The following is a 12,965-nucleotide window of genomic DNA, read 5'->3' on the forward strand; positions in this document are numbered from 1 at the left end:
ACTTATTCCACTCTTCTCTTTGCTTTCAGTTGTACCTCTAGCTCCTCAGCTGACATCTTGCTAATTCGTAGCAACAGGCGCGCACTTGCGTTTGCTAGGCCTGGTACCTGCTCATATCTTGGCAAGATTGCCGCAAAATCCGCCAGGGTTGGCACTTCAAAGAGCACACGAACTGGAACCTCCAACCTCAGACGGCTCCGCACACGCGAGATGCACTGGATTGCTAGCAAAGAGTGCCCTCCCAAGTCAAAGAAGCTCGCATTCCGGCTTATACGCGGTATCTCCAGAACCTCTGCCCAGATGGCCGCCAGCGCCTTCTCTAAATCGGTATGAGGCATTTGCTCTTCACTCAGCATCCCCACCTCACCCCACTGGGGCTGCGGCAAAGCCCGTTTATCCACCTTCCCATTGGGCGTCAATGGCAACGCCTCCAACCAGGCAAAGGCTGCTGGCACCATGTACTCCGGTAAGCGCTCACGTGTATACGCTCGCAATGCTTCCGCCGTTGGGGTCTCCTCGCTCTGCCTCAGCAAGTAAGCAACGAGACGCTTCTCCCCTGGTCGATCCTCGCGCAGGATCACTGTTGCCGAACGCACTGCCGGATGCTTGAGCAACTGGCTCTCAATCTCTCCCGTCTCAATACGATAGCCTCTCAGCTTGACCTGCCCATCCTCTCGCCCAACAAACTCCACCGTTCCATCCGCTCGCGCTCTCACCAGGTCCCCCGTCCGGTACAACCGCGCCCCTTCCTCCTCGCTGAACGGATCAGGCACAAACCGCTCAGCGGTCAACACTGGCTGATTGAGATACCCTCGGGCCAGTCCCTCCCCACCCAGGTAGAGCTCCCCTATCACCCCAATGGGCACCAATTGCTGATATGCATCAAGTACGTAGGCTCGTGTATTGCCGATGGGGCGACCAATTGGGATGGTTATGTCCTCTTCACCCACGCGCTCAATTTGGAAGGAAAGCGCAAAGGTGGTATATTCTGTTGGGCCATATGCATTTCTTAGTTGCCCGGGTGCGCCCGCTTCTTGCATGACCCGTATCCAGCGTGGCTCAACCGCTTCACCGCCGACTAAGAGGGTTTGCAATGAGGAAAAGGCTGTCGGCTCCTGCTGCACAACCTGATTGACCAGGGCCGCCGTCAAAAAGAGCGTAGTGATCTCTTGCTGGCGCAAGGTGCTCGCCAACACCTGGGGCTGCAACAGCGCCTCCTGATTCAGACACATCAGTCTCGCACCATGGATCAATGTCGCCCAGATCTCAAAGGTCAGCGCATCAAAGGCTACGCTCGATGCTCCCCCTACCCGATCCTGCGCGCTCAGCGCCACATACGTTGGAGCATAGACCAGGTCCACGATATTGCGATGGGTCACCTGGACACCCTTGGGCAAGCCTGTTGATCCTGAGGTATACATCACATATGCCAGGTTCGTTGCTCCTACCCCACTTGCCACATTCGTTACCGGATAGGGTGACAAAACAGCATCCAAGGCATCCAGAGCAAGCACGCGGCTTCCTGCTTCTGACAGATCCGCTTGCAAATCTTTCCTGCTCAGCACCAGGAAAGCACCCGAATCCTTGAGCATGTACGCTAACCGTTCACGCGGATACCCCGGATCCAGGGGCACATATGCCCCTCCCGCCTTTAAGACGGCGAGCAGCGCCACCACCAGTTCAATCGAGCGAGGGAGGCAGACCCCTACCCGTACCTCTGGACCGACCCCCTGCTCCCTCAGGTAGTGCGCCAGACGGTTTGCTCGCTCGTTGAGTTCTCCATAGCTCAGTTCCCCCATCTCGTCGCTGACGGCTATGTCGCCAGGACGCACCCGCGCCTGCTCTTCGACAAAAGTATGCACACAACGTTCTCGTGGAAACGCCTGTGCGGTCTGGTTCCATTCCACTATCTGGAGCGCCCTCTCCGACTCACTGAGTAACGCTACCTGCTGAACCGATTTTTCCGGGTTTGTGACAAAACCCCGTAGGGCCGCACACCAGTGTTCGCACAACCGGGTTATGCTTGCCGCCTGGTGCAAGGCTGTGTTGTATTCCAGCAAACCCTGTACCCCTTCCGGTGTCTCCCAGGCCAGGACAGTAAGCTCAAACTTGGCCGTGTGACTTGCCCATGGCTCAACGTGTAAGCGCAGCCCCGGTCCCAGTTCCTGGCTTTCTGGAGGCGCTTCCTCCCAGGCAAAGGCCACCTGCACCAGTGGCGTCGCGCTCCCCACGCGCTCGGGCCTGAGCACCTCAACCAGCTTCTCCAATGGCAACTCGGCATGTCCCTGAGCCGTCAACAGGCGTTCTCGCACCCGTTGCACCAGTTCGCGTCCATTGGGCTCGCCTTGCACATCCGCACGCACCACCAGGGTATTGACCAGCATTCCGATGAGGTCCTCGGCTTCAACCTGCCTGCGTGTATGCACTGGCATCCCTAACAGGAAATCCTGCTGGCGACTATAACGACTCAGCACAACTTCCAGCCCTGCCAGCAGCACCATATAGAGCGTGCAGCCTTCCTGGCGTGTAAAAGCTTTCAACTGTTCCGTCAGATCTTGCGGCAACGCAAATGAACATGTTGCGCCACGCGAGCTTGAGCCTGGTATACGAGGAGAATCGGTCGGAAGATCCAGGAAGGTTGGCGCACCTGCCACCTCCCTTTGCCAGAACTCCAGTTCTTCCGCCAGCGTCTCCCCCTGCAACCACTCCCGTTGCCAGCGGGCATAATCTGCATACTGAATAGGCAATGGGGGCAATTGTGTGCCTGTTCCTGTCACCCTGGCCTGGTAGAATATCCTTAATTCGCGGAAGAAGATCTCCTGAGAGAGGCCGTCAAAGACGAGGTGGTGCGCCGTCAGCAATAGAACATGCTTTTCAGGACCAAAGCGTACCAGTTGGACACGCACCAGTGGGGCTTGCTTCAAGTCGAAGGGAGTGTTCGCCTCTCGCTGACAACTTTGCTCATAGTGCGCACACTGCTCCGCCTCACTGTACTCCGACAGGTCAAGCAGTGGCAGAGAGAGTGTGACCCCCGACTTACTAACTTGAAAGGGAATGCCATCGCGTTCATGAAAACTCGTGCGCAGGCTTTCATGGCGCTCAACAATTGCGTTCAGGCTCTCTTCTAGAGCCTTGACCTGTAATGGACCTTCCAGTTGCAAGAGCAACGTTGTGTTGTAGGCAGGGCTTAATGGATCAAACTGTGCCAGAAACCAGAGTTGCTCCTGTTCATAGGCAAGGGGGACCTCAGCCTCCAGCTTCCGAGCACGTAGCAATGGTTTGCTGCTTGCCTTTTCATCCCGTGTCAATGCCTCTATGCGCGCCGCGAGCGCCGCCAATATTGGATCTTCAAAGAGTGCACGTACCGGTAGATTCACTTGCAGGCGATTGCGCACACGCGAGATCAACTGGGTCGCCAGCAACGAATGGCCCCCTAGCTCAAAGAAGTTCGCTTCCCGACTCACCTGTTGTATACCAAATGCCTCCGCCCAGGCCTCGGCGAGTGCCTGCTCTGTTGGCGTACGTGGCATCTGCTCCGCGCGCAGTTCTACCGAGTATTCCCACTGAGGCGCAGGTAAGGCCTGCCGATCCACTTTCTTATTGAGTGTGAGAGGAAACTCCTGTAGCCAGACAAAAGCAGCAGGCACCATTGCTTGTGGCAATTCTGCCTGGAGAGCCTGTCGCAACTCATTGGTCGTCAGAGGTACCATCTCTCCCTTATTCGCCCTGGCGACAAGGTACGCTACAAGGCGTTTATCACCAGGCCGATCTTCGCGCATCCTCACAATGACATCTCTCACACCAGGAAGACGGCCAAGTACAGCCTCAATCTCCTCGGTTTCAATACGGATACCTCGCACTTTCACCTGGTGATCAACACGCCCGAGGAACTCCAGATCGCCATCTGGTAAATAGCGCGCTACATCACCCGTACGGTAGAGCCTCGCGCCATCTCGTTTACTGAAGGGATGAGGCACAAATCGCTCGGCAGTTAGCTCCGGGCGCTGAAAGTACCCATACGCCAGACCCTCGTCTCCCCCTAAGTAGAGCTCACCCTCCGTTCCCGCTGGCACAGGCTGCAAAGCGTCATCGAGCACATAGGTTTCCATCCCGGGCATCGCCTTACCAATGGGCAGGTTTTGCAGGCTCGTATCCCCATTATATTTCCACGATGTCACACTGACCGCAGCCTCAGTTGGACCATAAAATTGATAGAAATCGACTGGCACTCGCGCCAATAGACGCGGAGGTAAGGTGACTGGCACCGCTTCGCCGCCTGAATAAATCGCGCGCAGACTGGTGCAGTTCTCCAACCCAGGCATCTCCACCAATACCTGGAGAACGGCGGGGGTAAAAAACGAAGCGGTAATACGCTGCTCATGCATCAGCGCTACCAGGTACTCGGCATCAAGCTGCCTGGCAGGGTCCACCATCACCGAACGCGCCCCACTCAGCCAGGGGCCAAAGAACTCCCAGGTCGAGGCATCAAAACCAAATGAGGTGAACTGAAAGACGCTATCCCCTGGCCGCAAGGGGTTCTCGCAGTACGCCCATAGCAGTCGATTCGCGATTGCGCGCTGTGAAATCATGACTCCCTTGGGACGACCTGTAGAGCCAGAGGTATACATGATATACGCGATATTTGCAGGAGTTGCCGTAACTGGCGGGTTCGTAATATGCTGCTGCTCCAACCCCGCTCTGTCTGTGTCTAAATACACGTTTGTGGTCTTGTTCTCGGGAAGCCTATCACATAAATGCTTCATGGTCACCAGCACAAGTGGTTGCGCATCCTCTACCATAAACCGCAGGCGCTCTGGTGGATATTGCGGATCCAGGGGCACATACGTTCCGCCAGATTTAAGTACTCCCAGCAATCCAACCGCCATCTCCACCGTTCGCTCCAGGCAGATGCCCACTCTCACCTCTGGACCAACTCCCAATGCTCGTAGCAGGTGTGCGACCTGGTTTGCGCGCTCATTCAACTCCTGGTAGCTCACGTCCTGCCCATCGTACCAGAGCGCACTAGCAGTCGGATTTTGTTCCGCCTGAGCCTCAAATAATTGCACGATACACGTATCTTTGAAGCGAACATCTTCCCGCATGGCTTTATAAGCAGCCACTTGTGCAGCGCTTTCAGACATGATTGGATCAAAGCTATGCATGGTTTCTCCACCCTCTAGCGGTCGGAATGGGGTCAACTTAATAGTTCTCAATAGTTCGTACAATTCATGATGTGCGTGCATTATTGCAATTCGCGCACACCACGAAAACTAAGTGCGATCAGGCATAGGGCCAGGCTCACGATTCCACCAACAACGAAGACTGGAGCTGCTCCAAACAGATCCGTCAGCACGCCAACCAGGGCATAGCCAATCGGCAAGAGCGCGAAAGAACCAAGCATATCAATGCTACTCACACGCCCCAACTTATCGCCAGGTACCTTCTCCTGTAGTAAGGTAATCCAGATAATCGAGAAGAATCCCAGGCACCCGCCTCCTATGAGAGCCGCCACCGTTACCACTACTGGCTCCCAACTCTTTGGTAAGGGCAGGCCGAACGTGATCATGGCCGCACTAAGGCCAATGAGTCCGAGAAAGATGAGCAAGCCTCGCCGCTTCTGCAATTGAATTTGCCCTACCAGAAGCATCGCGATAGTCGCGCCAATGGAGTTCGCCATGACAATTGTTCCCAGGAGCCACGCACCTGCGCCGTAGAAGTCATGCACAAGTTTGGGTGTTGCGACCTGGCTGGGTCCGGAGATCACGATGTTGCACAAAGCTGAGATTGGAATAATGACACGTAACCAGGGCGATTTGAGGACGTAGCGAAACCCTTCACCCGCGTCTTTGAAGAGGCTACGTACATGCCCAATCATCCCTACGGGTGTAGTTGAATCTGACGATGCAACTGTTGCGCTTTCCTGTGCTGCGGGAACACCTTCTAACCCGGCGGGCTCATCCACTTGCTTGAGGTCGGTCGAAGGGAGAGCGCTTGCCTGGGACTGAGCAGGTAGACGCAATAGCAAAATACATATCGCCGAAACGATAAATGTTACGCCATTGAAGGCAAAGGCACTGGCCGGGCTTGTAAATAATGTAATACTGCCAGCCGCCACTGCTGACCCAAGGATCAAGCCCACCTTTTGACTGATACCCGTTAAGGCATTGGCTGATGAGAGGGCTTCCTTCTCCACCAGTTGCGGGATGATCGCCTGATAAGCTGGATTGAAAAAGCCATCTACAATTCCAAATAAAAGCGCAAGCCCTACCAGGTGCCACACCTGAAGTACATGCATCCAGCTGAGCAAGGCAACCACCAGCACAATAACAGCGCGTGCACTATCGGAACAGAGCAAGATCAGGCGACGTGGTAAACGGTCAGCGGCCACGCCACCGATCAAAAAGAACAGGATACGTGGAATCGTTCCAGCGACAAGCACTCCAGCTATGGCGGTTCCAGAGCCCGTCAAAACAAGCACCTGCCAGGCCAGGGCAATATAAAACGTTCCATCCCCAAGCGAAGAAATAGCCTGACCCAACCAGAGCAGGGCAAAGGCGCGGGATTGTAACGCACGTGGGTAACGCGTTAGGCCAGTTGCAGCTTGACTCATAAATTTACATACCTCCCTGTACGAAATACTGACACTGCAAAAATAAATAGAGGCTTATCGGATAGGAAAAGCTTGCTTAATTGCGCTCTTTTTCCGGGAGGGCCTCCCAGATCTCAGAAAGACTGGTCAATTGACGAAGTTGCTCGGTGGAGAACTGTACCGCAAACTCTTGCTCAATCTCCATCATCAAACGTAGATGACCCAGCGAATCCCAGGCTTCAATATCGCCCATTCCAGTTTCCAATGTCAGGCTCTCTTCAGGAACCCTGAAAACCTGGGCAGCCGTCTTAATCAGTTGTTGGTGCGGCATTACGTATCTCCTCAGGAAGTTCTAGCTCTATATAATCGGGCGCCGATAGGCTGGTAGTGTGCAAGTCAAGCTGCCACAGGCAACCATCAGTATCCAGCGATACAAACTTATGAAGCTTGTAAAGCTCACGCACAGCTACATTCCTCTGGGTTGGTAAGAACTCACCAATCAGATAGCGCATCCCCCGAGCTAACGCAGCATCAGCGATAGAAGCAAGAAAAGCGGTCTCAATTGTGCGCCCCATTACCCGACAACTTAGAAGAAACGTCTCGATCCGGGCACTTTCGCCTTCCCATTGCACTATGGCGACCCCTACCAAACCATTATCTCCATAGCGGTCATAAAGCGTAAGAGTATACACATCATGACCTGGATCCCTGGCGAAAGCACTCACCTCGGCCTCAGTATAGCGTCGTGCCGTCAGATTAAACTGGTTTGTCTTCTGGGTCAGTTGCGCAACTCGCACCAGCGTTGCAGGAGTCACGTGTTGGATCACGGCCCGCATCTCTAGCGAGGCATAAAACGCTTTAAGCGTGCTCGCCGTATGCTGCTGTTGCTGGCGCTGCTGCTCACGATAACGTCTTCCACGCACCAGGTCTTCATCGGTAATCTTCAATGTTGCAAAGGCGTCAGATTCGCGCAAGCCACGTACCATCTCAGCAGGCTCCGCGGGCATCTTTAGTACCAGGACTTCAGGCAATTGGTCTCTTACCCAGGCGCATTCAACATTGTCATCATCTACAAAGACAAAGCTCTCCAGTCCCAGGTTCAGTTCATCCGCGATCTGACGCAGATTACTCGCTTTGTCATCCCAGTTTACACGAAGCGCCGCAAAATGCTCGCGCTTCAACACCTGCTCTGGATGCGTATCCAGCACTTCAAGCACATCGGCCAGGTTGTTCTTACTCACGAGTGCTAAAAGGACTCCTCGCTTATAAAGCGTCAGCGCCTCCAGTTGGAATTGTCTATAAGCAAGGCCAATACCTTCATGCCCCAGTTGAATACCCGCGACACCATCCACACCAATCACACCACCCCAGAGTGTCTGATCCGCATCTAACGCCAGCACCTTCTTCGGACTTCCGTATATGGCCTGGATGGTCAAGTAATAACGACGCGCCACATGCTCTAGCGCCCGCCTGCTCAGGCGCATACGTGCTAATAACCACATGCGCTCATCGTTCCATACATGCCAGCCTAGCTCCAATGCCAACGCCTCACAATCCACAATGTACATACGCTGGCCTCGCTGAGCAAACTCTATCAGTCCGGCATTATATTGAGAGATAGCACCACGTATAGAGTAAAGGGAGTTATGTTCGAGAAGGCCGAGGGAGGTGACAGGGGGGCAACTAGCGTGTTCAACAGGAGGATGCTATCAGGGAGGCGTTTACCTATGAGGTCGATAGCGTGCCATAAGCTCTCAAGCTCACGTTCGACTCGCGCTCGTCGCAACTCAAGCGGGTAGTCAAGCGGCTGCTGAATCAGGTCAGAGTAGACATCCTGGCAATCGAGAAGCAGTATCACAATCTCTGGTTGCGACCTGTAAAACTCTGACTCAGGATCAAGGATCGCCTGTTGATATTGCCCATAACCGCTGACATAAAAGGTTGTCTGAAGATGGCTTTCCTCTTGCAAAAACCTGGCGAGCCAACGAGAAAGAAGGTCTGCATTGAAGGAACTAAGCAAAGCAATCTTCATAAAGGACACGATTTCTTTCTGTCAAAACGTCAAAGAGCCTCAACGAACTCAGTGAGGCCCCCCACTGCCGAATACACAAATGCGATACGTCTTCCCTCAAAGGCACGGGCCGGAACCGGTTCACACACGACAAGAGCACCAGCTTCACGTGCCTGCGCAACGGCCTGTCCAAGATCCTGCACCTCATAGCAAAGATGATGAAGATTCACACCCTGCCGCAAGGCCCGTATCACTGGCGACGCCTCACCACCGGGCTCAATAAATTCCAAAGTGACGTTGTTGCCTGCATCCACAAATGCGACTCGCACTTGTTGTATCTCGTCATAGACGATTTCAGATGGGAAACCAACTGGCACTACACGACGATAGAGCGCCACCTTCTTATCGATATTATCGACAACAATACCTACATGATGCAATCTCATGCGTATCCTTTCGAGTGGCTCCTTGTCTGTTTTCATATACTGTAATAGATTACAATAAAGCAATCAACCGGTGCTTCCTTGACATAATGTAGTATTATATTGAAGAGCAATCAAGCTGTCAATAGATTGGAGAACTCAGTATTCAGACTATTCAAATTACTAGATCTGTCTTTAACCAGAAAATTTAATAGATCTAGTAGTTGTTGCAAAAGCAAATATTTCAACATCTATACCCATTAGTATTAACAGGCAATACAAGGTATCATTATGCCAAAACAACCTGGTCCATTTCGCGGACCCGCAACATCATGCATACAGCAAGGATAAAATGGTGATTGATACAACAAAGGCCAATCCCTGGCTCCCCTGGCCAAGTGTCCATCCACAAGCCCCCCTTCGCCTGTTCTGTTTTCCCTATGCAGGAGGTGGGGCCTCTATGTTCAGGAGTTGGTCACGGGAGCTACCTCTTGAGGTTGACCTGCGCCCGATCCAGTTCCCAGGACGAGAGCGGCGTCTCCGCGAGGACCCATACACACATATAATGCCACTCGTCCATGCAACCAAACAGGCACTATTGCCCTACCTCGACAAACCTTTTGCTTTCTTTGGCCATTGTCTGGGGGCGCTCGTAGCTTTTGAACTTAGCCGTCAACTCCAGGCCGAGCAGCATCTCCAACCAACCATTCTCTTTGTCTCTGGTCATCGTGCCCCACAGATGCCTGACCGTTTTACGCCTGCGCACAGACTTTCTGACGCCGAGTTCGCAGCTGAGCTGCGCCAGCGCAATGGCACGCGTGAAGAGGTACTACAGAATCCGGATGTCATGCACCTTGTACTCCCACTTCTACGGGCAGACTTCACCGTCTGCGAGACCTATACATACACACCCGGAGAGTTGCTGCGTTGTCCTATTGTGGCCTTCAGCGGCGCCGGTGACAAGGCCGTTCTGCCCGAAGAGCTTGTGAGCTGGTCTGCAATGACAAGTGGTCCCTGTGCCACCCAGACCTTTCCCGGTGATCACTTCTTTCTGCAGACAGCACGCTCCCAGCTCCTTCAAAGATTGACCAGGGATCTGGCACAGATTAAACTGGAGCCTCCAGTATCGCCATAGCTATTACTAGCTTATTTGTGCATAAGTCGTAAAGCTTGCATGAGACAACTAATGATGGCACTATAAATCTGCTCCGCGAAAGGAGTCTAGAGGAATAGCCATTGTCTTCTTCCGACAACTTGCGTTGTTTGCCAGTAGTTGATAATCAGCATATCCAGCTGCAATTAGGGCGCTAAATCTGAGGGCGCCAGGAGAAAGTAGGACATTGACGGATGGCGGACTATATTGGACAGCAATTAGGCAACTATCGATTAACGCAGTTGCTTGGAAAAGGAGGCTTTGCCGAAGTGTATTTGGGAGAGCATGTGCGGTTAGGAATGAAAGCGGCTGTAAAGATCTTACATACCAGCCTTTCGGAAGATGAGACTCGCGCCTTCCAGCAGGAGGCACAGACCATTGCTGCTCTCTCGCATCCACATATCATCCGGGTATTGGATTTTGAGGTACAAGCGGGTATTCCATTTCTTGTGCTGGATTACGCCCCTAATGGTACACTGAGACACAAGCATCCCAGAGGTACCCGATTGACTCCATCGCTGGCTGTTGATTATATAACGCAGATCGCCAGCGCACTGCAATTTGCCCATGATCGTAAGATCATCCATCGCGACATCAAGCCAGAGAATATGCTCATTGGGAGTTGGGGAGATATTCTGCTCAGTGATTTTGGCATTGCCACGATTGCCCACTCCACCTCCTCTATGAGTACGCAAACATTAATGGGCACCCTGGCCTACATGCCACCAGAGCAGATCAAAGGGAAACCACGCATAGAGAGCGATCAGTATGCCTTAGCTGTAACAATCTATCAGTGGCTAACGGGAGAGCTCCCCTTCCAGGGCTCTTCCATGGAAATGATCGCGCAACATCTGGCAATACCAGCGCCTCCCCTGCGTAACAAAGTATCAGACCTGCCAGTCGAACTGGAACAGGTTGTCTTGAAAGCGCTAGCGAAAGACCCCAAAGACCGCTACGGGCAGATTCAGGAATTCGCAGATATGTGCGAAAAAGCGATAAAAAATGTGAAGCAGCCAGGAATGCAGCTTGCGAATCAAGAAATCTCAAACACGCTTCCTGGAAGAGCTTACACTTCTGTGAAAAGCAGCGATATCATAACACCAATAGTATCACAGCCGCTTCAGCAAACTACGGATTATTATCTTAACCAAAGCAAGGCTCTCATTGAAGTGAAGCAATATCAGGAAGCATTGGCTATATGTGAGCAGGCGTTGCGCTTTGACCCCTCCTCTGCTTTGCTTTATGTGAACCGAGCCAGTGCTCTCTGTGGATTGAAAAGATATCAGGAGGCCCTTGAAGCCTGCGATCAAGCGCTTCAGCGCGATTCTCGTATTTCCCTGGCTCACTATAATGCAAGCGAAGCCCTCATGCAGTTAGGCAGACACCAGCAAGCCCTTGAAGCCTGCGAACGGGCACTTCAGTTTGACCCTTCCTTCCCCAAAACCTATATCAATAAAAGTCGAGTTCTCATTGAATTGGGCAGATACCAACAAGCCCTTGATACCTGTAATCAAGGGCTTGTGTATGACTCTCATAACGCTCTAATACACAACAATGCAGGTGTGGCTCTCGCAAATTTGGGCAGATACCAGCAAGCTCTTGAAGCTTGTGAGCAAGCCATCCGGCTTGATCCCTCTTCAGGCCTGCCCTATGTTACCAAAGGTTGGGCTCTCATTGAATTGGGACGATATCAGGAAGCCCTGGTTGCTTGTAATCAGGCACTTCAACTTGATGCTCAGGATGCATGGGCACACAACAATGCAAGCGTGGCGCTCATGAAGATGGGTAGATACCAGGAAGCCCTTCATGCCTGCGAGCAGGCACTACAGCTCAATCCTCACAACACAAAAGCACATGCAAACAAGGCGTTCATACTTCAAAATCTCAGGCGCTATTAGTCGATTTTGTCCTGCTTTAGGCATTACTGGTTATCATCACTTTGAGCGTGAAAGGCTATGTAAGATGGCCGTCTGTATGGTCGCGACGAGCCTTTCCTGCTCTTGCTGCAAAAAGAAATGCCCTCCCTTCCACATCTGCATACCAAACGAACCCAGAGTATATCTCTTCCACGCCTCCAGATCTGAGAAATTCGCCTGGTGATCATCTTCCCCACCAAACACTGAAATAGGGCAGTTCAATGGCAAGCCTTCCTTATATTGGTAATCAGAGCAGACAGCAAGATCAGCTCGTATAGAAGGAAGCAGAAAACGCATAAGCAATGCATTTGAGAAGAGAGATGCCGGTATTCCACCCACTTGCCGCAACACATCAACGAGATCAGCATCCGACAGTGTGGAGGAGGGATAGGGAATCTTCGGTGGGAGATGGGGGGCACGTTGCGCCGATACAAACAAGTGAACTGGTTCACGTTGATAATGCAGATGTAAATAATTCGCAACCTCAAAGCTCAGAAAGGCGCCCATGCTATGCCCAAAAAAGGCAAATGGAACGCGACACTGAGCGGCTATCGCTTCAGCAATAGCTTCAACAAGAGGTAACACATGGGTGTATGGAGCTTCGTGTATTCTTGCTTCTCGTCCCGGGAACTGGATTGGACGGGCAAGTATGTCTGATGACAGAAAATCAGGCCAATGACGAAAGATTCCCGTCCCGCCTCCAGCATAAGGAAAGCAGAATAATACACAGCTCGTTTGGGGCGTCACCTGTATAGGCGAGAACCACTGGTCGGCTACGCGTGAATAGTTCATCTTTAACTCTTTAACTTCTTGCGCTTTGCTTACAGGTTCAATCACAAGGGGAAAGGGACGCGGAGGGGCTGATGCCCCTCTG

General features: G+C 52.6%; 9 protein-coding genes. 2 read left to right on the top strand and 7 right to left on the bottom strand.

The window, feature by feature from the left end:
* Positions 1 to 2: 2 nt before the first annotated feature.
* The 6 genes from JMJ04_RS24620 to JMJ04_RS24645 form a co-directional block, all read right to left on the bottom strand.
* Positions 3 to 5,162 (bottom strand): non-ribosomal peptide synthetase, encoded by a 5,160-nt coding sequence (locus tag JMJ04_RS24620; RefSeq protein ID WP_201373069.1) that lies wholly within the window; start codon positions 5,160 to 5,162, stop codon positions 3 to 5.
* 80 nt (positions 5,163 to 5,242) lie between these two features.
* Positions 5,243 to 6,610: an MFS transporter gene (locus JMJ04_RS24625; RefSeq protein WP_201373070.1), complete on the bottom strand. Its 1,368-nt coding sequence runs from the start codon at positions 6,608 to 6,610 to the stop codon at positions 5,243 to 5,245.
* 76 nt (positions 6,611 to 6,686) lie between these two features.
* On the bottom strand, positions 6,687 to 6,920 hold the full coding sequence (locus tag JMJ04_RS24630) for an acyl carrier protein (protein WP_201373071.1): 234 nt from the start codon (positions 6,918 to 6,920) through the stop codon (positions 6,687 to 6,689).
* Positions 6,898 to 8,157: an HAD-IIIC family phosphatase gene (locus JMJ04_RS24635; protein WP_201373072.1), complete on the bottom strand. Its 1,260-nt coding sequence runs from the start codon at positions 8,155 to 8,157 to the stop codon at positions 6,898 to 6,900. The genes JMJ04_RS24630 and JMJ04_RS24635 overlap by 23 nt, the downstream gene beginning before the upstream one ends.
* 26 nt (positions 8,158 to 8,183) lie before the next feature.
* Positions 8,184 to 8,621, bottom strand: a complete 438-nt coding sequence (locus tag JMJ04_RS24640) for a hypothetical protein (RefSeq protein ID WP_201373073.1) — start codon at positions 8,619 to 8,621, stop codon at positions 8,184 to 8,186.
* Positions 8,622 to 8,650: 29 nt separating this feature from the next.
* Positions 8,651 to 9,046 (bottom strand): VOC family protein, encoded by a 396-nt coding sequence (locus JMJ04_RS24645; RefSeq protein ID WP_201373074.1) that lies wholly within the window; start codon positions 9,044 to 9,046, stop codon positions 8,651 to 8,653.
* Between the two features lie 328 nt (positions 9,047 to 9,374).
* On the opposite strand from JMJ04_RS24645, the gene JMJ04_RS24650 reads away from it, so the two are divergent.
* Positions 9,375 to 10,157: a thioesterase II family protein gene (locus tag JMJ04_RS24650; RefSeq protein WP_201373075.1), complete on the top strand. Its 783-nt coding sequence runs from the start codon at positions 9,375 to 9,377 to the stop codon at positions 10,155 to 10,157.
* A 212-nt stretch (positions 10,158 to 10,369) separates the two neighbouring features.
* Complete coding sequence (locus JMJ04_RS24655) at positions 10,370 to 12,073, top strand: serine/threonine-protein kinase (protein WP_201373076.1); 1,704 nt, start codon at positions 10,370 to 10,372, stop codon at positions 12,071 to 12,073.
* A gap of 36 nt (positions 12,074 to 12,109) precedes the next feature.
* On the opposite strand, the gene JMJ04_RS24660 is transcribed toward JMJ04_RS24655, so the two are convergent.
* On the bottom strand, positions 12,110 to 12,883 hold the full coding sequence (locus JMJ04_RS24660; RefSeq protein WP_201373077.1) for a thioesterase II family protein: 774 nt from the start codon (positions 12,881 to 12,883) through the stop codon (positions 12,110 to 12,112).
* Positions 12,884 to 12,965: the final 82 nt, after the last annotated feature.

The organism is Ktedonobacter robiniae, assembly GCF_016587375.1.
GTDB classification, from domain to species: domain Bacteria; phylum Chloroflexota; class Ktedonobacteria; order Ktedonobacterales; family Ktedonobacteraceae; genus Ktedonobacter; species Ktedonobacter robiniae.

Excerpts from the sequence above, each read along its gene's own strand:
- JMJ04_RS24620 (WP_201373069.1), bottom strand. The coding sequence starts at position 5,162 with ATGCATAGCTTTGATCCAATCATGTCTGAAAGCGCTGCACAAGTGGCT.
- JMJ04_RS24625 (WP_201373070.1), bottom strand. The coding sequence starts at position 6,610 with ATGAGTCAAGCTGCAACTGGCCTAACGCGTTACCCACGTGCGTTACAA.
- JMJ04_RS24630 (WP_201373071.1), bottom strand. The coding sequence starts at position 6,920 with ATGCCGCACCAACAACTGATTAAGACGGCTGCCCAGGTTTTCAGGGTT.
- JMJ04_RS24635 (WP_201373072.1), bottom strand. The coding sequence starts at position 8,157 with ATGTACATTGTGGATTGTGAGGCGTTGGCATTGGAGCTAGGCTGGCAT.
- JMJ04_RS24640 (WP_201373073.1), bottom strand. The coding sequence starts at position 8,621 with ATGAAGATTGCTTTGCTTAGTTCCTTCAATGCAGACCTTCTTTCTCGT.
- JMJ04_RS24645 (WP_201373074.1), bottom strand. The coding sequence starts at position 9,046 with ATGAGATTGCATCATGTAGGTATTGTTGTCGATAATATCGATAAGAAG.
- JMJ04_RS24650 (WP_201373075.1), top strand. The coding sequence starts at position 9,375 with ATGGTGATTGATACAACAAAGGCCAATCCCTGGCTCCCCTGGCCAAGT.
- JMJ04_RS24655 (WP_201373076.1), top strand. The coding sequence starts at position 10,370 with ATGGCGGACTATATTGGACAGCAATTAGGCAACTATCGATTAACGCAG.
- JMJ04_RS24660 (WP_201373077.1), bottom strand. The coding sequence starts at position 12,883 with ATGAACTATTCACGCGTAGCCGACCAGTGGTTCTCGCCTATACAGGTG.